This is a genomic window from [Clostridium] clostridioforme AGR2157, from assembly GCF_000424325.1.
GTDB lineage: Bacteria > Bacillota > Clostridia > Lachnospirales > Lachnospiraceae > Enterocloster > Enterocloster clostridioformis_A.
In genome coordinates, this window is record NZ_AUJR01000006.1 from 133,430 (window position 1) to 156,129 (window position 22,700).

General features: G+C 52.1%; 19 protein-coding genes. 16 read left to right on the forward strand and 3 right to left on the reverse strand.

Annotation, left to right across the window (positions count from 1 at the left end; genetic code table 11):
- Positions 1-32 precede the first annotated feature (32 nt).
- Entirely contained in the window at positions 33-245 is a 213-nt protein-coding gene (locus tag G614_RS26705; RefSeq protein WP_044917382.1) for a helix-turn-helix domain-containing protein, read from the reverse strand.
- A gap of 348 nt (positions 246-593) precedes the next feature.
- On the opposite strand from G614_RS26705, the gene G614_RS0103680 reads away from it, so the two are divergent.
- The 3 genes from G614_RS0103680 to ade are packed head-to-tail and all read left to right on the forward strand — an operon-like array spanning position 594 to position 5,003.
- A complete protein-coding gene (locus G614_RS0103680; RefSeq protein WP_027640849.1) occupies positions 594-1,832 on the forward strand; it encodes a Zn-dependent hydrolase in 1,239 nt (412 codons plus the stop codon).
- A gap of 14 nt (positions 1,833-1,846) precedes the next feature.
- Positions 1,847-3,178, forward strand: a complete 1,332-nt coding sequence (locus tag G614_RS0103685) for an NCS2 family permease (protein WP_027640850.1) — start codon at positions 1,847-1,849, stop codon at positions 3,176-3,178.
- Positions 3,179-3,224: 46 nt separating this feature from the next.
- Positions 3,225-5,003, forward strand: coding sequence for an adenine deaminase (gene ade, locus G614_RS0103690; RefSeq protein ID WP_027640851.1), 1,779 nt, complete (start codon positions 3,225-3,227; stop codon positions 5,001-5,003).
- A 96-nt stretch (positions 5,004-5,099) separates the two neighbouring features.
- On the opposite strand, the gene G614_RS0103695 is transcribed toward ade, so the two are convergent.
- Positions 5,100-9,431: a 2-hydroxyacyl-CoA dehydratase gene (locus tag G614_RS0103695; protein WP_027640852.1), complete on the reverse strand. Its 4,332-nt coding sequence runs from the start codon at positions 9,429-9,431 to the stop codon at positions 5,100-5,102.
- 422 nt (positions 9,432-9,853) lie between these two features.
- On the opposite strand from G614_RS0103695, the gene G614_RS0103700 reads away from it, so the two are divergent.
- From G614_RS0103700 to G614_RS34215, 11 genes are all read left to right on the forward strand, one after another.
- Positions 9,854-10,795, forward strand: coding sequence for a magnesium transporter CorA family protein (locus G614_RS0103700; protein WP_027640853.1), 942 nt, complete (start codon positions 9,854-9,856; stop codon positions 10,793-10,795).
- 35 nt (positions 10,796-10,830) lie between these two features.
- Complete coding sequence (locus G614_RS0103705; RefSeq protein ID WP_027640854.1) at positions 10,831-11,661, forward strand: hypothetical protein; 831 nt, start codon at positions 10,831-10,833, stop codon at positions 11,659-11,661.
- Between the two features lie 56 nt (positions 11,662-11,717).
- Positions 11,718-13,154, forward strand: coding sequence for a pyruvate kinase (gene pyk / locus G614_RS0103710; RefSeq protein ID WP_027640855.1), 1,437 nt, complete (start codon positions 11,718-11,720; stop codon positions 13,152-13,154).
- Positions 13,155-13,407: 253 nt separating this feature from the next.
- Positions 13,408-14,676: a diaminopimelate decarboxylase gene (locus G614_RS0103715; RefSeq protein ID WP_027640856.1), complete on the forward strand. Its 1,269-nt coding sequence runs from the start codon at positions 13,408-13,410 to the stop codon at positions 14,674-14,676.
- 96 nt (positions 14,677-14,772) lie between these two features.
- On the forward strand, positions 14,773-15,570 hold the full coding sequence (proC, locus tag G614_RS0103720; protein ID WP_027640857.1) for a pyrroline-5-carboxylate reductase: 798 nt from the start codon (positions 14,773-14,775) through the stop codon (positions 15,568-15,570).
- A gap of 41 nt (positions 15,571-15,611) precedes the next feature.
- A complete protein-coding gene (locus G614_RS0103725; RefSeq protein ID WP_027640858.1) occupies positions 15,612-16,208 on the forward strand; it encodes an NUDIX hydrolase in 597 nt (198 codons plus the stop codon).
- Between the two features lie 92 nt (positions 16,209-16,300).
- Positions 16,301-16,843, forward strand: a complete 543-nt coding sequence (locus tag G614_RS0103730; RefSeq protein WP_027640859.1) for a hypothetical protein — start codon at positions 16,301-16,303, stop codon at positions 16,841-16,843.
- 39 nt (positions 16,844-16,882) lie between these two features.
- On the forward strand, positions 16,883-17,746 hold the full coding sequence (locus G614_RS0103735; RefSeq protein WP_027640860.1) for an EamA family transporter: 864 nt from the start codon (positions 16,883-16,885) through the stop codon (positions 17,744-17,746).
- A 153-nt stretch (positions 17,747-17,899) separates the two neighbouring features.
- Positions 17,900-18,154 carry a hypothetical protein gene (locus G614_RS32420; protein ID WP_242827992.1) on the forward strand — a complete coding sequence of 85 codons (255 nt, stop codon included), beginning with the start codon at positions 17,900-17,902 and terminating at the stop codon, positions 18,152-18,154.
- Positions 18,155-18,382: 228 nt separating this feature from the next.
- Positions 18,383-19,267 (forward strand): site-specific tyrosine recombinase, encoded by an 885-nt coding sequence (locus G614_RS0103745; protein ID WP_027640861.1) that lies wholly within the window; start codon positions 18,383-18,385, stop codon positions 19,265-19,267.
- 135 nt (positions 19,268-19,402) lie between these two features.
- Entirely contained in the window at positions 19,403-19,552 is a 150-nt protein-coding gene (locus G614_RS34215) for a M56 family metallopeptidase (RefSeq protein ID WP_278245976.1), read from the forward strand.
- A 108-nt stretch (positions 19,553-19,660) separates the two neighbouring features.
- Here the strand turns inward: G614_RS34215 and G614_RS0103760 are convergent, their stop codons facing one another.
- The gene (locus G614_RS0103760; RefSeq protein WP_027640862.1) at positions 19,661-20,767 is read right to left on the reverse strand and encodes a ribonuclease H-like domain-containing protein; all 1,107 of its coding nucleotides are present in this window, start codon (positions 20,765-20,767) and stop codon (positions 19,661-19,663) included.
- Positions 20,768-20,986: 219 nt separating this feature from the next.
- Here G614_RS0103760 and ruvA point away from each other — a divergent pair, with 219 nt between their 5' ends.
- Together ruvA and ruvB are read left to right on the forward strand one after the other, a co-directional pair.
- A complete protein-coding gene (ruvA, locus tag G614_RS0103765) occupies positions 20,987-21,616 on the forward strand; it encodes a Holliday junction branch migration protein RuvA (RefSeq protein WP_027640863.1) in 630 nt (209 codons plus the stop codon).
- A 41-nt stretch (positions 21,617-21,657) separates the two neighbouring features.
- Positions 21,658-22,650: a Holliday junction branch migration DNA helicase RuvB gene (gene ruvB, locus G614_RS0103770; protein WP_027640864.1), complete on the forward strand. Its 993-nt coding sequence runs from the start codon at positions 21,658-21,660 to the stop codon at positions 22,648-22,650.
- Positions 22,651-22,700: the final 50 nt, after the last annotated feature.

Below are 22,700 nucleotides of genomic sequence, written 5' to 3' on the forward strand. Positions count from 1 at the left end.
CTTGTTGTTAGAATATTGCTATTATTGATATGTTATAAAGGAGTTGTTGGTGTGAGCCCCGTCAAGCAGACAATATAAAATTTTGTGTTGCCCAGTTTACGCTGGGCAACATCAGCTCCTCCATCCGGTTTATGACGGGAGACTGTCTTGTTGGTGACACCCAGCTTTTCACCCAGCTCTGCCTGGGTCATCTTTTTGTCTTTTCTCAGTCCAGCTATAAATTTCCCTATTTGATTTAGATTCATACTATCACCTCTTGGATAGAGTATACCAAATTTGAGCTGCTTTTTCTTCCCCGCAAACAGCGAATATAAATAAAATGATACCGAGCCCCATGCCGAGCTCTATGCTGTGGGCAGATGTTTGCTGATAAATGCCTGCCGGAAAATTTCTGCGGGTAGATTTTTTCGGACAAATCCTGCCCTGGCAAATTTATCCTTGGCCGGGAATTGCGAAAAACAGTATTGACAAAGATAACAATACGAGTAATAGTGATATTATAGCATTGTATGCAGAAATCGTGGAACACTAGAAACTGAATTTTTAAACAGATTCCGGTACAGCCCACGCCGCGCAGCAGAGGAGGTGTAAGTATGGATATTAACGAGGACAGGTTGTGGTCAGATATCCAGGAGTTGGGAAGGATTGGGCGAAATTCGGACGGCGGCATCACGCGTCTGTCCTTTACGCCCCAGGACCGGCAGGCACAGGACTGGCTGGAAACCAGGATGAGGGACGCCGGGCTTGCCGTGAGGGAGGATGCGGCCGGCAATCTGATCGGGGAGCTTTATGGCAGCCGGCCTGAAAAGCCATGCGTCATGTGCGGCTCCCATTACGATACCGTGCCGGAGGGCGGGCGGTTTGACGGGACCCTTGGCATCCTCTCGGCCCTGGAGGCGGTACGGAGGATTCGGGAACAGGGAATTGCCACGGAGCGGACCATACGCCTGGCAGCCTTTAAGGACGAGGAGGGAAGCCGTTTTGGATATGGGATGGTGGGCAGTAAATCCATCTGCGGCATACTGGACCCCGCGGGACTTACGTCCAGGGACAAGGATGGAATCTCCCTGGAACAGGCCATGACTGATTACGGATGCAGGCCCCGCCAGCTGGCCTCCTGCAGAATGGAGGATGTGGGGGCGTATCTGGAGCTTCACATCGAGCAGGGAAAGGTGCTGGAGGACTATGGGGCATCCATCGGAGTTGTAAGCGGCATAGCCGGGCTGGTGCGGTATACTGTGGAGATTCGGGGAGAAAGCGGACACGCAGGCGCCACGCCCATGAAGGACAGAAAGGATCCGGTTCCTGCCATGTGCCGGTGGATTGGCAGGGTGACGGAGCTGGCAGAGGGACGGGAGTCATGCGTGGCCACCGTGGGCTCCATTGCCGCATATCCCGGAGCACGAAATGTAATCTGTGAGCGTGTAGTGTTTTCGCTGGACCTGCGCTCCATCTATGAGGAGGACCTGAGGGAAATCGTGGACGAGATGGAACGATACGGGGCAGAGCTGTCCTCACTCCACGGAGTGGGAGTCGGCCTGCGGCTGGACCTGGCACTTCCCCCATGCCGCTGCCATGAACCCTTCCGGGAAGCCATAAAGAATATCTGCCGGTCAGAGGGATATTCTTTTATGGAACTGATGAGCGGGGCAGGCCATGACTGCATGAATTTTAAGGATGTGTGCCCTGCTGCCATGATTTTCGTGCCGTCAAGGGGCGGCCTGTCCCACCGGAAGGAGGAGTTTACTTCCAGGGAAGACTGCGCCCGCGGTACCAGGGTTTTACTGAGGCTTCTGCTTGAGACGGCAGGCGTTTCTGATATGATTGACTGACAAAGGAGATTACTATGGAGAAATTAGAAGAATTTTTTAAATTAAAAGAAAGGGGAACCAGTGTCAAGATAGAGGTCCTGGCGGGTATTACCACGTTCATGACCATGGCCTATGTGCTGGTGGTCCAGCCCGGCGCCATCATTGGTTTTGGGGATGCGGTATCCTTTACGGACATCAACGGGCTGGTTATCACCAAGGAGGCAATTGCGGTTACATGTGCTGTCATCAGCGCGCTCATTACCCTGCTCATGGGCTTTTATGCCAACCTGCCCTTTGCGCTGGCAACGGGAATGGGAACCAACTTCATGTTTGGCGCTCTGCTTCAGTCCAATACCCTGTCCTTTGGCGCCATCATGGCCATAACCCTGATATCCGGCCTGATTTTTGTGGTCCTGACTATTTTCGGGGTAAGGGATTTGATTGTCAAGGCCATACCTAAGAACATAAAGGTGGCCATTGGGTCGGCAATCGGTTTTTACATTGCCTATCTGGGATTTAAGAATTCGGGCATCGGCACCTTTACCAATGGAATCGGAATGGGGAATTTCAAGGAGCCGGCTGTATTCATCGCCCTGCTGGGGCTGATTATCATTGCCATTCTGACGGCATACAGGGTAAACGGCGCCATCCTCATCGGCATTATCGCGGTCACAGTGATGGGAATTCCTCTGGGCGTGACCACCCTGCCGGATACCTTTGCCAAAATGCCGGATTTTTCATCCTGGGGAAATATTGTGTTCTGCTTTGACTTCAAAGGACTGTTGTCCTTCCAGGCCATCATATATGTGTTCATTGCCTTTTGCGGGGACTTTTTTTCCACGTTGGGAACCGTGCTGGGAGTGGCCGGCAAGGCCGGTATGCTGGATGAGGACGGGAACATGCCCGGAATCCAGAAACCCTTCCTGGTAGACGCCATCGGCACCTGTGTGGGAGCCTGTACCGGCAATACCACCATCACCACCTTTGTGGAATCCACATCAGGCGTGGAGGCAGGCGGCAGAACCGGCCTTACCAGCATTGTGGTAGCCATTCTCTTTGCCGTCATGGTATTCTTTTCGCCCCTGATTCTGATGATTCCGGACGCGGCCACTGGACCTGCCCTTATCTTTGTGGGATTTCTGATGGTATCAGGTATCAGGAACATTGATTTCAGCGATTTCACGGAAGCCTTCGGCCCGTTTGTCATGATTATGTTTGTTATTTTCTGCGGAAGCATTGCGGCTGGAATCGCGGCAGGCATCCTGGCATATATCATAATCAAGACTGCTACGGGTAAGTTCAGGGAGCTGCATCCGGTCATGTATGTGCTGGCCATTCCGCTGGTCATGTATTTTGTGTTTAAATAGAAGAATTGTTAACAGAATTATATTTGTAAAGAAGGGAAGGATAGAGATGAAGATACAGCCAAGAGATAAAAGGGCCCTTCTCAGGGCGGCTCTGGGAGAGATAAAAAGTGATTTGGCCGTAAGGAATGTACAGCTGGTCAATGTTATTACCGGGGAAATTTACCCGGCCAGCGTGTTTGTATATGACGGCTTCATTGCCCATGTGGAATATAAGGCATTGGGCCAGGAAGAACAGTATGCAAAGGAGGTGGTGGACGGACAGGGAAAATACCTGATTCCGGGCCTGATAGACGCCCATGAGCATATTGAGAGTTCCATGATGACGCCCAGGAATTTTGCAAAGGCAGTGATTCCCAAAGGAACCACCACTGTCATCACAGATCCCCATGAGATTGGCAATGTCTGGGGCATTGAGGGAGTGCAATACATGCACGAGGCTTCGGAGGGCCTTCCTATGCGCCAGCTGATAGACATACCCAGCTGTGTGCCTGCCGTACCTGGCCTGGAACATGCAGGCGCCGAGTTTGGGCCGGCGGAGATTGAGGAGCTGGCAAAGCTGGAGCGCGTGGTGGGGCTGGCGGAAGTCATGGATTATCTGGATGTGATTTATGGCGGCGACCGCATGATGGACATTATCAGGACAGCTGAGGAGCACGGCTTGTACCTCCAGGGACATGCCCCCTTTGTGGAGGGAAGGATGCTGTCCGCCTATCTGTGCGGAGGCCCCAATACCTGCCACGAGTCCAGGACGGCTGAGGAAGCCCTGGAAAAGATGAGAAGCGGCATGCGGGTGGATGCCAGGGACAGCTCAATCACCAAGAATGTGGAGGCCATATGGAGCGGGGTTAAGAATTGCCGTTTCTTTGACAACTTCTGTCTGTGTACCGATGACAGGGAGGCGGATGATATCCTCCACAACGGCCATATCAATGATGTGGTCAGGGCAGCCATAAGATACGGCATGGAGCCGGTGGCGGCCATCAAGAGCGCTACACTGAATTCAGCCAGGGAGGCAGGATTGCAGAACCTGGGCGCTATTGCGCCGGGATATGCGGCTGATATGCTTCTGGTAGATGATTTGAGGGAACTGACGCCCAGCCACGTGTTCTATGGAGGTAAGCTGGTGGCACAGGACGGCAGGCTTCTGGCAGAAATTGAGGACAAATCCTACCCGCTGGAATCAGCCAACTCAGTCCACGTAAGGAAGCTGACACCGGAGGACTTTACCATCCACCCGCCCGTATCCCAGGGAAAAGTAAAGGTCAACCTGATGAAATACTATGATATGAACCTCTCCACCACGGATATCGTGTGTGAGGAGGTTTGGGTGAAGGACGGCAGAATCGATATAAGCGGGGATGAGGACCTGAAGTTTGTGGCAGTGGTCAACCGCTATGAGGGCAATGACAACATAGCCCTGGGTCTGGTCAGGGGCTTTGGCACAAAGACAGGCGCCCTGGCATCCACGGTATCCCATGACAGCCACAACCTGACCATTGTGTACGGCGACCCGGAGGAGGCCCTTATGGCGGCAGAGGAGCTGGCGCGGACAGGCGGCGGTATGTGCGCCGTGAAGGAGGGAAAGATTCTTCATACTTTGGCTTTGCCTCTGGCAGGCCTTATGTCCCTCAAGCCGGCAGAGGAGCTGGCAGAGGACAGCGCCATGATGAAGGATGCCAACCGGGTCCTGGGCCTGACCAACATGGAAAATCCTTTACTTCGCATTGTGACCCTTGCCCTTCCGGTCATACCCGATGCCAAGATGTCGGATATGGGGCTGGTGCAGGTGACTGCAAAACGGATTGTGCCGCTGTTTCCGGAATAGTATAGGATTCTATAATATGTAATCCAACTTAAATATACAGATAAAAAAGGGGGCTGGAAGTGCTATTCAAGCACACTCCAACTCCCTTTTATTATCTTATGTATGAGACATGGTTCCCAGGCAGGGGCTGTAGGCAGCTACAGGACGCCTTCCGTTTCCGCGGTCCTCCCTGGAACTCTCTGTTTTCAGGTTCTTATGAGCTGTGGCCAGCATCAGCTTGATTCTGTTCAGCTGGTTCACTTCGCTGGCGCCAGGGTCGTAGTCCACGGCAATGATATTGGACTGGGGGTAATTCCGGCGCAGTTCCTTGATGACGCCCTTTCCCACGATGTGGTTGGGCAGGCATCCAAAGGGCTGGGTACAGATGATGTTGTTCACGCCGCTGTGAATCAGCTCCAGCATCTCGCCTGTCAGGAACCATCCTTCGCCGGTCTGGTTGCCCAGGGATACAAAGCCCTTGGCCATCTGGGCCAGCTCGTTGATGGCTGACGGAGGCGTAAAATGCATGCTGGCCGTCAGTTCCTTCCTGGCTGTCCTGCGGAAATACTCCAACAGGGCAATTCCCGCGTTGCACAGCCTGGCAGTGGATTTCCTGGAGCCCAGGTGCTCGGCCTTAAAGTTGCTGTTGTAGAAGGAATACAGCAGGAAATCCATCAAATCCGGCATCACTGCCTCGGCGCCCTCGGATTCCAGCAGCTCCACAATGTGGTTGTTGGCCAAAGGAGAGAATTTCACCAGGATTTCCCCTACAATGCCCACCTTTGGCTTCTTTACATCCAGCCTGGGGAGAGCGTCAAAATCCCGGATGATTCCCTTTATATTGCGTCCGAATTCCATCATGGCTGCATTTTTCTTGGACAGGGAGGCAATACAGCGGGCCTTCCATTTCTCATGAAGGGCATTGGCACTGCCTGGCTCCGCCTCATAGGGCCGGGTGGCATAGAGCACCCGCATGAAGATATCGCCGTACACAATGGCCTGCATGGCCTTTGTCAGCAGGGGCACGGTGAAGGTAAAGCCGGGATTGGTCTCCATGCCGTTGGCATTGACGGAGATAACCGGTATCTGGGGCATTCCCGCCTTTTCCAGGGCCCTGCGGATGAAGCCGATGTAGTTGGATGCACGGCAGCCGCCGCCGGTCTGGCTCATGAGGACAGCCGTGTGGTCCAGGTCATATTTGCCTGACAGCAGAGCGTCCATGATTTGTCCGATGACAATGAGGGACGGGTAGCAGGCGTCGTTATTAACATATTGGAGTCCCACATCCACGGCGTTGCGGTTGTGGTTCTGCAGTACTTCAATCTTATATCCAAAGGAGCGGATAGCCGGCTCCAGAAGGTCAAAATGAATGGGCGACATCTGCGGGCAGAGAAGGGTGTAATCCTTTTTCATCTCCTTGGTGAACATCACGCGGTGATAGGCGCTTGACACCACTCTGCGCTCAAAATGTCTCTGGTCCCTTACCTTTAAGGCTGCAATGAGGGAGCGGATTCGTATTCTGGCAGAACCCAGGTTATTGACCTCGTCAATCTTTAATACCGTATAAATCTTGCCGGAACGGGTCAGGATATCAGCCACCTGGTCCGTGGTCACTGCATCCAGTCCGCATCCAAAGGAGTTGAGCTGAATCAGATCCAGATTATCCTGGGTCTTCACAAAGCTGGCAGCCGCGTAAAGGCGGGAGTGGTACATCCACTGGTCCGTCACCACCAGAGGCCGTTCCACCCTGCCCAGATGGGATACGGAGTCCTCGGTGAGGACGGCAAATCCGTAAGAGGTAATCAGCTCCGGTATGCCGTGGTGAATCTCAGGGTCCACATGGTATGGCCTGCCGGCCAGGACAATGCCTCTCTTCCCATGTTCCTTCAGCCAGGCCAGAGTCTCCTCGCCTTTTTTCATCAAATCATCGCGGGAGGCAGTCAGTTCCTGCCAGGCGGCATGGGAAGCCATCCTGACTTCGGCAGCCGGAATCTGGAATGTCCTGGAAAATTCCTTTACAAGGGCATCGGTGAGAATCTCCTCATTGGTAAACGCCATAAAGGGATTCATGAAACGTACGTTTTCCTCGGCCAGCGCCTCCACGTTATTTTTAATGTTTTCCGCATAGGAGGTGACCATGGGACAGTTGTAGTGGTTGCCTGCGTCCGGGCTCTCATTGCGCTCATAAGGGATGCAGGGGTAGAAGATGAACTTTACGCCCTGCCTGATAAGCCAGGTCACATGTCCGTGTACCAGCTTGGCAGGATAGCATTCGGATTCGCTGGGGATGGATTCGATTCCCAGCTCATAGAGCTGCCTGGTGGACTGGGGAGACAGCACCACATGGTAGCGCAGCTTCTTAAAAAACACAGCCCAGAAGGGGAAGTTCTCATACATGTTGAGCACCCTTGGAATGCCCACCGTACCGCGGTCCGCCTGGTCCAGGGGCAGGGATTCGTAGTCAAACATCCGGTGATACTTGTAATCAAACAGGTTGGGTATCTCCTTCTTGGCCTTTTCAAGGCCAAGTCCCCTCTCACAGCGGTTGCCTGAGATAAAGCGGCGTCCGCTTCCGAACTGGTTGATGGTCAGCACACAGTGGTTGTTGCATCCCTTGCAGCGGGTCATGGAGGTGCTGTACTTAAGACCGATGATTTTCTCAAGGGAGAGCATGGAGGTCTCCGGTTCATTGGCCATGTGATAGCGTTCCCTGGCAATGAGGGCAGCGCCAAAGGCGCCCATGATGCCTGCGATGTCCGGGCGCACTGCCGGGCATCCTGATATTTTTTCAAAGCTTCTGAGCACGGCGTCGTTGTAGAAGGTGCCTCCCTGGACCACCACGTGGTCTCCAAGGTCGGAAGCGTTTGTAATCTTAATTACCTTGAATAATGCGTTCTTGATGACGGAATAAGCCAGACCTGCGGAAATGTCGGCCACGGTGGCCCCTTCCTTCTGGGCCTGTTTTACGTTGGAATTCATGAATACCGTGCAGCGGGTGCCCAGATCAGTGGGATTTTCCGCAAACAGGGCCTCCCTGGCAAAATCCTCCACACTGTAGTTCAGGCTCTTGGCAAATGTCTCGATGAAGGAACCGCATCCGGAGGAGCATGCCTCGTTGAGCTGTACGCTGTCCACTGTGCCGTCCTTAATCTTGATGCATTTCATGTCCTGTCCGCCGATGTCCAGGATACAGTCCACATCCGGCTCAAAGAAGGCAGCCGCATAGTAGTGGGATATGGTCTCCACCTCGCCTTCATCCAGCATCAGAGCTGCCTTTAACAGGGCCTCGCCGTAACCGGTGGAACAGGAGAACGCGATACGGGCGGTTTCAGGCAGCTGCTCCTTTATCTCCCGGATAGCCCGGATGGCGGTGGCCAGAGGGCTTCCGTTGTTATTGTCATAGAAACGGTACAGCAGTGTGCCGTCCTCGCCTACCAGGGCAGCCTTGGTGGTGGTGGAGCCGGCGTCAATGCCCAGGTAGCAGCACCCCTCATAGGTGGACAGGTCTCCGCTCTTTACATGGTTGCTGGCATGACGGGCACAGAACCGGTCATAGTCTGCCTGGTCCTTAAAGAGGGGATCCATGCGCTTGACCTCAAAATCCATCTTAATGCCTGAGGACAGTCTCTGAATCAGGGTCTCCAGGGGAATGGCCTCCTGGTTATCCTGGGGATTCATGGCTGCTCCCACAGCCGCGAAGAGGTGGGAGTGGTCCGGCGCAATAACCTGCTCCGGTGTCAGGCGGAGCGTGCGGATGAAGCTTTCCCGAAGCTGAGGCAGGAAGTGGAGGGGACCGCCTAAGAACGCGACATTTCCCCGAATGGGCTTGCCGCAGGCCAGACCGCTGATGGTCTGATTGACCACTGCCTGGAAAATGGAGGCAGCCAGGTCTTCCCTGGTGGCGCCCTCATTAATCAGGGGCTGTATATCGGATTTTGCAAACACACCGCAGCGGGCCGCAATGGGGTAGATGGCCTTATAATGTTCCGCGTAATCGTTAAGGCCGGAGGCGTCTGTCTGGAGCAGGGCAGCCATTTGGTCAATAAAAGAACCGGTGCCTCCCGCACAGATTCCGTTCATTCTCTGGTCGATGCCTCCGGTGAAATAAATGATTTTTGCGTCCTCACCGCCCAGCTCGATGGCAACATCGGTCTGAGGAGCGAAGTCCTGAAGCGCAGAGGCCACGGCCACCACCTCCTGGACAAAGGGAACCTCCAGATGGGAGGAGAGAGTGAGCCCTCCGGAACCGGTTATGACAGGGATTACCTGAATGGGGCCGGTTATCTCACGGGCTTTTTTTAAAAGTCCCGCCAGAGTTTCCTGTATATTGGCATAATGGCGTTCGTAATCGGAGAATACTATATGGGAAGCCTGATTTAACAGTGCAACTTTGACGGTTGTGGAACCGATATCGATTCCAAGCGTAAGGGTATTTGTATGTAATTTCATATATGCGGGGTTTTACCCTGACCTCCTTTGTAACTTGACGGCTGTTCTGCCATGCCATGGGGAAAACCATGTCCGGCAGTACTGGGGGACCGTAAAGCTGTTTTACATGTATCATAATACAGTTTTATGGGGAATACTGTGACTTATGCAACAAATTCCGGCATTGGGATGCTGGATATTCATAGTAGAGTTTAACATAAAATATGTATAAATACAATTGGGGACAGGCGTTAAAAAGTCGTGAAGAAATGGCGAAAATTGTGCATGTTTCTACGGGTCCCATTATACTGTTCAGGTAAAATTTATGTATTCTCTCTGAAAAATATTCGGTATAATATTAAATGAGAGGCTATTTCATTTGACAAAAGCGGGGGCAGTCACTATAATGAGAACGTATAATTTCAGAATGGGGGAGAGTTCGCATGATACGGATTTTTAAGACCGAAGACGGTGCTATGCACGAAAAGGAAGAGATGCAGCCTGGCTGCTGGATTGCGTTAACAAACCCTACAGCCTCAGAAATCATTGACATCGCAGATGCCTATCAGATTGACCCGGACCATTTGCGGGCGCCTCTGGATGAGGAGGAGCGGTCCCGTATAGAGGTGGAGGATGAATACACCCTGATTCTGGTGGACATTCCTTCCATTGAGGAGCGCAACGGCAAGGACTGGTTTGTCACCATCCCTCTGGCTATCATCACCACCAAGGATGTGCTGATTACGGTCTGCCTGGAGGAGACGCCTGTGCTCACTTCCTTTATGGACGGAAGGGTGAGGGATTTCCACACCTTCATGAAGACCAGGTTTATCCTGCAGATTCTCTATAAAAATGCTACCCAGTTCCTTCAATACCTCCGAATCATTGATAAGAAGAGCGAAGTCATTGAGCGCAAGCTTCACCAGTCTCAGAAGAACGAGGAACTGATTGAGCTTTTGGAGCTGGAGAAGTCTCTGGTATACTTTACCACGTCCCTTCGTTCCAACGAGGTGGTGCTGGAGAAGCTGCTGCGCATTGAGAAGATAAAGAAGTACCCGGAGGACACGGACCTGCTGGAGGATGTAATCGTGGAGAACAAGCAGGCCATTGAGATGGCTAATATATACAGCGGCATCCTGAGCGGCACCATGGATGCATTTGCATCAGTCATCTCCAACAACCTTAATATTGTCATGAAGTTTTTGGCTACCGTTACCATCGTGCTGTCCATACCAACCATGATAGCCAGCTTCTACGGCATGAACGTTAACTCACATGGGATGCCTTTCGCGGACAGTCCCTATGGATTTGCCATTGTACTGGGCCTGACCCTGCTGCTGTCACTGTTTGTTGCGTATATATTTAATAAGAAAGACCTGTTTTGATTTAAAACATACAGGCAAATGAAAAGGATGATAGGATGAGATTTTTTAATAAGCTTGAGCGCAGGTTTGGCAAATATGCCATCCATAACCTGATGTATTACATCATCATTATGTATATCATGGGTTTTGTCATGATGTACATGGACCCCATGTTCTTTACCCGGTACCTGAGCCTGGACGCGGAGGCCATTCTTCACGGACAGGTCTGGAGGCTGGTGACATTTCTGCTGTACCCGCCCACACTGAGCCCATTCTGGATTATATTTGCGGCGCTCATGTACTATTCACTGGGCCGTTCCCTGGAGGCAGTGTGGGGGGCGTTCCGTTTTAATGTGTTCTTTTTTATGGGAGCCATCGGCATCATACTTGCCGAGTTTATTGTATACTTTATCTGGGGCTGGGATATGCACCTTAACACCTCATACCTGAGTATGTCCATATTTCTGGCATATGCGGTGATTTTCCCGGAGGATTACTTTTATATTTACTTTATACTTGCCATCAAGGCTAAATGGCTGGCGCTGTTTGACGCCTTTTTCCTGGTGTTCGGGTTCGTATACGGCAGTTTACCCCAGCGAATCGCCATTTTCCTGTCCCTTGCCAACTTCATCATTTTCTTCCTGATGACAAAGGATTTTAAGAAGTACAGTCCTAAGGAAGTGAAGCGCAAGCAGGATTTCAAGGTAAAGACCATGCGGCCCGTAAACCGCACCCATCATAAGTGTGCGGTCTGCGGCAGGACGGACGAGGAAAGTCCTGGCATGGAGTTCCGCTATTGCTCAAAATGTGAAGGCAGCTATGAGTACTGCATGGATCATTTATATACACATCAGCACGTGAAGAAATCGGATTCCCCCAAATCATGATTCCGTTTCACGTCTGAATCTGTCGTTACACTATAAACTTTTATGGAGGAAAAATCATGAAAAAAACCAAGATTATCTGTACTATGGGCCCCAATACCAGCGACAAGAATGTTATGATGGAGCTTGCCAGGAATGGTATGGATGTGGCCCGTTTTAACTTTTCACACGGAGACTACAACGAGCATCAGGGACGCCTGGAGCTGTTAAAGGAAGTGCGCAAGGAGTTAGATATTCCGGTTGCAGCGCTCCTCGATACCAAGGGACCGGAGATTCGTACCGGACAGCTGAAGGACGGCAAAAAGGTGACGTTGAAGGAAGGCCAGACCTATACCCTGACCACCAGGGAACTGGTGGGAGACAATACCATCGGCTATATCAATTACAGCGGACTGAATGAGGATGTTGCTGCGGGCAATCGGATTCTCATTGACGATGGACTGATTGAGCTGGAAGTGCGCGAGGTGAAGGATACGGACATTGTCTGTGAGGTCTTAAGCGGAGGCGAGCTGGGAGAGAAGAAGGGCGTCAATGTTCCCAATGTAAAGATTAAGCTTCCGGCCCTGACGGATAAGGATAAAGAGGATATCCGTTTTGGAATCAGACAGGGATTTGACTTCATTGCGGCATCCTTTGTACGCACGGCTGACTGTATAAAGGAAATCAAGGCCATGCTGGATGAGCAGGGTTCCAGCATGAAGGTCATTGCAAAGATTGAGAACGCGGAGGGCATCGAGAACCTGGACGCCATCATAGAGGCAGCGGACGGCATCATGGTAGCCAGAGGCGATATGGGTGTGGAGATACCGGCTGAGAAGGTTCCCCACATCCAGAAGAAGATTATCCGCAAGTGCAACGAGGCATGTAAAATTGTTATCACGGCAACCCAGATGCTGGATTCCATGATCCGCAACCCAAGACCTACCAGGGCTGAGGTGACGGACGTTGCAAACGCAGTGTATGACGGCACGGACGCGGTGATGCTTTCCGGCGAGACAGCCATGGGCAAGTATCCTGTGGACGCCCTTAAGATGATGGTATCCATTGCACTGGAGACAGAGATGCATCTGGACTATGCAGGATACCGTCAGAGGAAGGTGACAGAGCAGAACATGAAGAATGTTTCAAACGCCGTGTGCTTTGCCTCGGTGTCAACCGCTCATGACCTGGATGCGGATGTCATCATCGCTCCCAGCATCACAGGCTTCACCACCCAGATGCTCTCCAAGTGGAGACCGGGTGCCAGAATCATCGGCATGTCCCCCAGCATGGCTACCGTACGCCAGATGCAGCTTCAGTGGGGCGTGGTACCGGTATGGTCCCGCCGCGCAGAGTCCACGGACGAACTGATCGAGAACTCCGTGGAAGAGCTTAAGGACAGAGGACTTGTGGAGGAAGGCGAACTGGCTGTCATCACAGCCGGAGTCGTAACCTACGCAAGACGCCATGAGGCAGCCACCCAGACCAATATCATGAGAGTCATTAATATTGAATAAAGGACATCTTCCCGCCCCTGAGAGGCGGGAAGATGTCCGCTACCCAAACGGAGCGTAGCGGAGTTCGGGTTTCCCGGGCCCGCCCCTGAGAGGCGGGAAGATGTCCGCTACCCAAACGGAGCGTAGCGGAGTTCGGGTTTCCCGTACAATTGAAAAAAACACTGGACAAGGAAGTCTGCCCGGGAGTACAATTGAACATATTGTACTTCCTGACAGGCTTTTTGCGCAAAAAGGGAAAGGAGACACATAGATAATGGATAAGAAGCCATTCGTAACACTGGAACAATTAAGAGAGATTGAGAAGACATACCCCACGCCCTTTTATCTATACGATGAGAGGGGAATCAAGGAGAATGCAGCCAGGCTTAAGCAGGCGTTTTCCTGGAACAAGGGATATAAGGAATATTTTGCAGTCAAGGCCACGCCCAATCCATTTCTGTTAAATATACTGAAGGACATGGGATGCGGCACGGACTGCTCATCCATGACAGAGCTTATGATGTCCAAGGCATGCGGTTTTTCCGGCCCTGACATCATGTTTTCCTCCAACGATACGCCCCCTGAGGAATTTGCCTATGCAGAAAAGCTGGGAGCTATCATTAACCTGGACGACATCACCCATATACAGTGCCTGGAGGAGACTCTGGGACATATTCCGGAGACCATCAGCTGCCGCTTTAATCCGGGCGGTCTGTTTAAAATCAGCAATGACATCATGGACAATCCCGGAGATTCCAAATACGGAATGACCACAGAGCAGATTGGACAGGCATTTAAGATTCTGAAGGAAAAGGGCGCAAAGCATTTCGGCATACATGCGTTCCTGGCCAGCAATACGGTGACCAATGAATATTACCCCATGCTGGCAAAAATCCTGTTTGAGCTGGCTGTTAAACTGAAAGAGGAGACAGGCGTCCATATCGCATTCATCAATCTGTCCGGCGGCATCGGGATTCCCTACCGTCCGGACCAGGAGCCCAATGACATCCTGGCAATCGGTGACGGCGTAAGGAGGGTCTATGAGGAGATTCTGGTTCCTGCCGGCATGGATGATGTGGCTCTGTGCACGGAACTGGGGCGTTTCATGATGGGGCCTTACGGCGCCCTGGTGACAAAGGCCATCCATGAGAAACACACTTATAAGGAGTATGTGGGCGTGGATGCCTGCGCCGTGAACCTGATGCGGCCGGCCATGTACGGCGCTTACCATCACATCACTGTCATGGGCCGGGAGGATGAGCCCTGCACCCACATGTATGATGTGGTAGGTTCCCTGTGCGAGAACAATGATAAATTTGCCATTGACCGTATGCTTCCGGAAATCAGAAAGGGAGACCTTCTGTTTATCCACGATGCGGGCGCCCACGGATTTGCCATGGGATATAATTATAACGGCAAGCTGAAATCAGCGGAGCTTCTGTTAAAGGAGGACGGCACTGTGGAGATGATACGCAGGGCAGAAACTCCTGAGGATTACTTTGCTACCTTTGATTTTTGTGATATACTGAGGGATATTGACTGATGAATGAAGCGGCATCAGGTATGCCCGGGAGCCCTGGCGCACTGCAGAAGGCAGTCTGCCGGGGCTTTGCTGCGGTTTTGACAAGGAGGTATGAGGTTGGTAAGGATTGGTTTCATAGGAATGGGCAATATGGGAAACGCCATTTTAAATGGGCTTCTCAAGACACATGGACCGGAGGATATGATATTTTCAGCGGCCCGTCAGGATAAGATGGAGGCAGTGACAGCCAGGACAAAGGTGCCCCATGCCTGTTCCAACAGGGAATGTGCAGAAGCAGTGAAGTATCTGATACTGGCAGTAAAGCCCCAGTATTTTGACGCGGTGTTTTCGGAAATAAGGGATGTGGTAACGCCGGAGCAGGTGGTGATATCCCTGGCGCCCGGCATCACCATTTCCAATATCACGGAGCGCCTGGGAGGGAATGTGCGGGTGGTAAGAGCCATGCCCAACACGCCTGCCATGCTGGGAGAAGGCATGACCGGCGTGACCTATGGGGAAGCGTCCTATACAGAGGAGGAAAAGGAAACCATCCGGGACATCTTTTCCTCCTGCGGAAGGGTGGAATTGGTGGAAGAACGGCTTATGGATGCAGTTGGCTGCGTCAGCGGCAGTTCGCCGGCTTTTGTGTACATGTTCATTGAGGCCCTGGCTGACGGCGGGGTCAAATACGGCCTTCCCAGAAAGACAGCCTATGCCATGGCGGCCCAAACTGTGCTGGGAAGCGCGAGAATGGTTCTGGAGACAGGAAAGCATCCGGGGCAGTTAAAGGATGAGGTGTGTTCCCCCGGCGGCACCACCATCGCAGGTGTATCAGCCCTGGAGGAGCATGGCCTGAGAAATGCGGTCATCAAGGCGGCGGACGCCTGCTATGAGAAAACGCAGCGCATGAAATAGGATAATGATATTCAAATCATAACAGAGAGGATGGAACAGACATGGAAGAAAAGGAAAATAATACGCAGATACCGGTTATACGGCTGGACCGCCAGCTTAAATATGAGGGAAACATTCTTAAGATATATGAGGACAAGGTCCTGGCAAACGGTCATGAGGCAAGGTGGGATTTCATCCATCACGATGGTGCCGCAGCTGTCCTGCCTGTTGCTGACGATGGAAAAATCCTTATGGTGCGCCAGTACCGCAATGCTCTGGACCGTTATACCCTGGAGATTCCGGCAGGCAAGCTGGATGAGCCGGGAGAGCCAAAGGTGGAGTGCGCGTTCCGGGAGCTGGAGGAGGAGACCGGATACAGAGTGGAGTCACCGGAGAAACTGGAGTATCTTATGAGCCTTACCACGACTGTTGCGTTCTGCGATGAGGCCATTGACATATTCGTGGCCCACAACCTGATTCCATCCCATCAGCATCTGGACGAGGATGAGGTGATCAATGTGGTTCCATGCAGCCTGGAGGAACTGGAGGACATGATATACACAGGAAAGATTACGGACGGCAAGACCATTGCCGCCATTATGGCCTATGCCAGAAAATACCGTTCTGAGGATAAGAAGGACAGTATGGTGCGGGGCTAAGTCATAAACCATGAATTTCTGTCATACAGTAGTGGGGGAGAAGCTGCAGCGGATATGTTTCTTACCTGTAAACTGGGACAGGAGGATAATGCATGGTAATGAGGTGGTTTAGGCTGCGTCTGGGGACGCTCACCTATGAGGACTGGCTGTTGTTCTGCTTTGTGTCAGGAATTTTTTGCGGTACGGCAGCCGCGCTGGCATTTGGCGGTCCTACGGTGCAGGGGTGTATCCTGGGGGCAGCGGGCTCCCTCGGAGGCGGAAACAGGGGAGTGAAGGAATTTATGACCGTATTCAGGCAGAGGGCGCTGGAGACCTGCGGCGGCTGGCTGGCCGGAATCACGGTGTGCAGCCAGATGCTGTTTGGATTCCTGACCTTTTATGCAGGGATGAGCCTGGCAGTGGTCCTTTCCGTGCTAACCATCCGCAAGGGACTTTTGGGAATCGCCGCATTTTTATGTACGGTCCTGCCCCATGGTCTGGTCTATCTCCTGGTGTGGTACGTGCTGTCAGGCTGGTCCGGACAGGCGCAGAAAAAGCTCCATATCCTGCCGGGACTTCTGCTGTTAATCATCACCGGCGCAGGGGCGTTTCTGGAGGTTTTCGTTTCACCCTTCCTGTGGGGGATTTTTGGATAACGGAGCACAGGACACAAAGGATAAGTGGGGGAAGTAATTATGGAGTGGCTGTTGTTTGCTTTCGGTTCAGCCGTGTTCGCCGGTCTGACTGCCGTCTTATCGAAAATCGGCGTCAGGGATACGGACTCGGATTTGGCTACCGCGGTCCGTACCGCAGTGGTTCTTGTGTTTTCGTGGATTATGGTGTTCCTTACCGGAACGGCTGGTTCCATAGGAACCATAAGCGGCGGAACCTGTCTGTTTCTGGTACTGTCCGGTGTGGCCACAGGGGCTTCCTGGCTGTTCTATTTCAAGGCTCTTCAGCTGGGGGATGTGAACAAGGTGGCTCCCATTGATAAATCCAGCACTATCCTGACCATGTTTCTGGCTGCCCTGATTTTGGGAGAGGGTCTTGGGGGAATGAAAATCCTGTGCATGGTCCTGATTGGGACAGGCACCCTGCTGATGATTCAGAAGCGGGAGGGAAGGGCGGAGCAGCCGGGGAACAGCGGATGGCTTGCGGCTGCCCTTTTATCGGCTGTATTTGCCAGCCTGACCGCCATTCTGGGAAAAATTGGAATACAGGGAGTGGAATCCAACCTGGGAACAGCCATCCGCACCTGCGTGGTGCTGGCAATGGCCTGGCTCCTGGTGTTCCTTCAGGGAAAGCAGAAGCATCTGGGGAGGATTGCGCCAAAGAGCTGGTTTTTCCTCATTATTTCGGGGTTTGCCACAGGAGCCTCCTGGCTGTGTTATTACAGGGCCCTGCAGGACGGGCCTGCCAGTATCGTGGTTCCCATTGATAAGCTCAGTATTCTGGTGACCATACTGTTTTCCAGGATATTCCTGGGGGAGAAGCTGGACCGCAAATCTTTCACAGGTCTGGTTCTTCTGACCGCAGGCACGCTTCTGCTGTTATTATAGGAATCCAAAAGGAGAGATGTACGTGAAGAAGAGAAAAACAGGACATGTCTGCCTGAAGCGGCTGTTCCTGGCTTTGTACATAGAGCCAGTATCTGTTTCAACGAAGAGACAGCGGATGCTCCGGGTGTTTATTACCAGAGCTATGCATCGGTCATGAGGGATTTCCTCAGAGATCCCCTTCTATGGTTTCCCTACCTTATCATCCGGGCCGTGGATGGTAAAAACGACGGGCTGGTGACACCGGAGTCCGCCATGTGGGGCGAATTTAAAGGAACCCTTTCCAACCGTAAGCACAGGGGCATATCCCACGGTGATATGATTGATTTAAAGCGTGAGGATTACAGGGGATTTGATGTGACGGAGTTTTATGTGGAGCTGGTAAAAGCACTGAAAGAAAAGGTATTCTGATGTTTTTTTGAGTTATGTGAGAAAAAAATTTTACCATTGCTTTACAACATATTGACATACAAAAATACCCCCTTCCAACATGTTGTATGTTTTATGTTAATCACTTGAAAATGGGGTCCAAAGTGGGAAAAATGTGTTTGATTTTATAGAAAAATGCAGATATAATGATAGTCAGCATACGATTTTGGGCTACTTTTTGTGAGAAACGGGTTAGGGGAAAATAGCGATATGACGTCCGATATAAAAAGCTTTGTGAGCTACCTGAGGGATGTGAAAAAGACCTCCAGGAACACGGAAATTTCCTACCAGAGAGATTTGATGCAGCTGGCGTCTTTTCTGGAGGATAAAGGAATAACAGAAGTTGAAAAGGTGACTAAGACCAGTCTGAATTCATATATCCTTTTTTTGGAAAAAGAGGGGAAGGCCACGACCACCATATCCAGGGAACTGGCATCCATGAAGGCTTTTTTCAATTTCATGTTCAAAGAAGGACGAATCCGCAAGGACCCGGCAGAGCTCCTGAAAGCGCCCAAAATTGAGAAAAAGGCCCCTGTCATACTGAGTGTCAATGAGGTCAACGCTCTGCTAAACCAGCCCGGCATGACAACATCCAAGGAGATACGGGACAAGGCCATGCTGGAGCTTTTGTACGCCACGGGCATACGGGTGTCAGAGCTAATCGGGCTGGAGCTTTCAGATCTTAACATGCAGGTGGGCTACATCACTTGCAGGGATGGACAGAAGGAGCGCATGGTTCCTTTTGGAAAACCGGCCAAGCAGGCTTTGAGTGTGTATCTGGAAAAGGGACGTCACGAGCTGCTTAAGGGTAAGGAATCCCAGTGGCTTTTCACCAATTGCAGCGGCAAGGCCATGAGCCGCCAGGGCTTCTGGAAGATTATCAAGTACTATGGGGAAAAGGCCGGTATCCAGGCAGATATAACCCCTCATACCCTGCGCCATTCCTTTGCTGCCCATCTGATTCGGGGCGGCGCCGATATCCATGCGGTCCAGGCCATGCTGGGACATTCGGATTCCACCACCACCCATATGTACGCTGCCTATTCCGGCAATACGGTGGGAGAAACCTACCGGGCGGCTTTGCCCAGGAAGTAGGGAAGATGCGGTAATGATGTTTTAGTAAGTCCTGTCTTTTTGACAGGGCTTTTTTTGCGTGGTGCAGGACCTAGGCGGCAGTTTATATGAAACCTGTACAGGGAAATCATTTCATGGAAGAGTGGAACATATCCCATCCGGCCAGGAGGAACATACGGTGTTTTACGGCATGAGTATGTGCACATAAGACGGTTTGATAACCTGTGGAAAATCCTGGTGTTCACTGCGGTTTGCATCCATTGGTTCAACCCCATGGCCTTTAAGGAATATCAGGAATTGGGATAGCGGGCAGCTTTACATGGTAAGGCTGCCTGTATCACGTTGGCCGGCGGGATGATATAGCTCGGGCAGGATAATATAGGCCCGGCATGACGATATATCCCCGGCAGGATATTAAAGCTCCTTTGCCTGGCTCACATAAGAGAGAATCTGCCTGGCATAGGCGTCAGCGATGCCGCCCGGAGACAGCATTTCCGGTTCATATTCCGCGTAGGTGAGGGATGCCTTATATTCCTGCATGAGGGCAGGGGACCAGAGGCAGCCGAACTGTGGAAGAAAAAGTCCCTGCTTTTTGGTGTAGCAGGTTCTGGCAGTGGCCTTTGTACGCGCATCCCTGTCCACATATTCGCCTACGCTTTTATGGATGGCCGTGTCTTCCATGGGCAGGTAATAATAGTCCTTATAGTTGGAATAAAAGTACTTGAGCTCTCCCTGGAAGAGGGCAATATTGCACACAAGAGTGTCCCGGCTCAGCTCCAGGCTTACCGGTGCACTGTCGTATTCCAGGGGCACCGGGATGGCGCAGGGGCTTTTTAAGGTCAGGCTGAGGAAGGGGCAGGCGTTTCCGGCCATGTCATCATAGGTGAAAAGCTGCTGGGATTCCAGTGAAAACGGGGCTTCCATCATATCCGCGTAGCTCAGGATGGGCAGGATGGAGGGCATGCCCTTTAAGTCGTCCTCATTGTGGAGAATCAGCAGGTCGTACAGGAAGGATTCATGGGTCATCAGGTATTCACGGTAGACCTCTATGAGCTGCCCTCCGTTGTATTTGTCTTCCCGGGCAACACCCAGGAACTGCTCTATGGATTTCTGCTTCATGTTCTCAAGGCCCAGCAGCTTACGGTAGGGCTTTATTTTTTTGTAGATATCCACGCTTTTTATGCGGTCAAAATCATAGGGCAGGTCCAGCCGGCGGCAGCATTTTAAAAGATATGGGATATCAAAGCCGTCTCCGTTAAAATGTACCAGTATCTTAAAGCGCTCCATGAAGGTGAAGAAGGCTGTCAGAATCTCCCTCTCGGATTCGCGCGAGTTGGCAAACCACTGTATGAGCCTCCAGCCAAAGCCGTCGTGGTATGTGCAGCCGATCAGGTACAGCTGGGATGTGTCGCCGGAAAAACCAGTGGTTTCTATATCGAAAAACAACAGGTCCTTAAGGGGGCCAATGCGCTCCAGAGGATATGTATCAGGTAAATCTACGGGATGTTTAACGGTTATCATGTGTAATCACTCCTTTTTTAGCGGGAACCGGATATGAGCTGCGGTAAACTCCGGATATCCCCTATGGGTTAGTGTATACTAAAAAATCCGGGAACGCAAGTGTCTGATGCCCGGAGTTTGGCCCAAAACAGAATATTTGTTCGGCAGACTTGCATTGGATTCATGGGTATGATATGATGAAGGGCAGGACATTAGAGAGAGAAAGAACAGGAAGAATATATGATTTCTTACGTAAAAGGGCCTCTCGTGGCCATTGAGGAAGACGTTATCGTGGTGGAGGCAGGTCATGTGGGCCTGGCCATCCACGTGCCTGTCTCCCTGCTTCCGGAGCTTCCGGGAATGGGGAAAGAGGTGACGGTTTATACATATTTTCAGGTAAGGGAGGATGCCATGACGCTCTATGGCTTCCTTCACAGTCAGGACAGGGACATGTTCAGGCAGCTGCTGGGGGTGAACGGCATCGGACCAAAGGGCGCATTGGGAATTCTCTCCGTGCTCCGACCGGACGACCTGCGCCTGGCCATTGTCAGAGAGGATGTGAAGGCCCTGGCCAAAGCGCCGGGCATTGGCAACAAGACGGCCCAGCGCCTGATTCTGGATTTGAAGGACAAGATATCCATGGACGACGTGCTGGGGAACATGGCCGGCGGGGCCGGCATGGGTGCTGTGGATACAGGCGCATCCGTGGCAGGCATGGTGGAAGCGGCCAAGGAGGCAGTCCAGGCGCTGGTAGCCCTTGGCTACACCAACACGGAGGCATCCAGGGCAGTGAAGCAGGTGGAGGTCACGGACGGGATGACTTCGGAGGATGTGTTAAAGGCGTCCTTGAAGCATCTGTCCTTCCTGTAAGGATTCTGGCAAACGTGAAATTGGGATATGCAGAGGTGTAAATGGAACGCAGGATTATAACAACGCAAGTGACGGCGGAAGACGAGCGCATAGAGACCACGCTCCGACCCCAATGTCTCAGGGATTATGTGGGGCAGGAGAAGATTAAGTCCACCCTGAACATCTATATAGAAGCAGCCAAGACCAGAGGGGAGCCCCTGGACCATGTGCTGTTTTACGGCCCGCCGGGCCTGGGCAAGACCACGCTGGCAGGTATCATTGCCAATGAGATGGGAACCAATATGAAGGTCACCAGCGGCCCGGCCATTGAAAAGCCGGGAGAGATGGCGGCCATTCTGAACAATCTCCAGGAAGGAGATGTGCTATTCGTGGACGAGATACACCGTCTGAACCGTCAGGTGGAGGAGGTGCTGTACCCGGCCATGGAGGATTTTGCCATCGACATCATGCTGGGAAAGGACTCCACTGCCAGGTCCATACGCCTGGACCTGCCCCATTTTACCCTGGTGGGAGCCACCACCAGGGCAGGACTTCTCACCGCGCCTTTAAGGGACCGGTTCGGAGTGATTCAGCGGCTGGAATTCTATACGCCGGAGGAGCTGAAAATCATTATCCTCCACTCTGCCAGGGTCCTGGGCGTGGAAATCGAAGCAGGGGGAGCCATGGAGCTGGCCAGACGTTCCAGGGGAACCCCAAGGCTGGCCAACCGGCTGTTAAAGCGGGTCAGGGATTTTGCCCAGGTCAAATATGACGGCGTTATTACCCGGGAGGTAACTGATTTTGCCCTGGACATCATGGATGTAGACAAACTGGGACTGGACCAGAACGACAGGAATATCCTGCTGATGATTATAGAAAAATTTTCCGGCGGTCCCGTGGGATTAGACACCCTGGCAGCGGCTCTGGGAGAAGATTCGGGAACCCTGGAGGAGGTATACGAACCATACCTCCTTATGAACGGCCTAATCAACCGCACCCCGAGGGGCCGCATGGCCACCGAAACAGCCTATCATCACCTGGGCTTAGAAATGTAGAAACCGCCTTGTTAAGAAGGCTGGGGGTGTGGTATAATGTCCACGTAGGC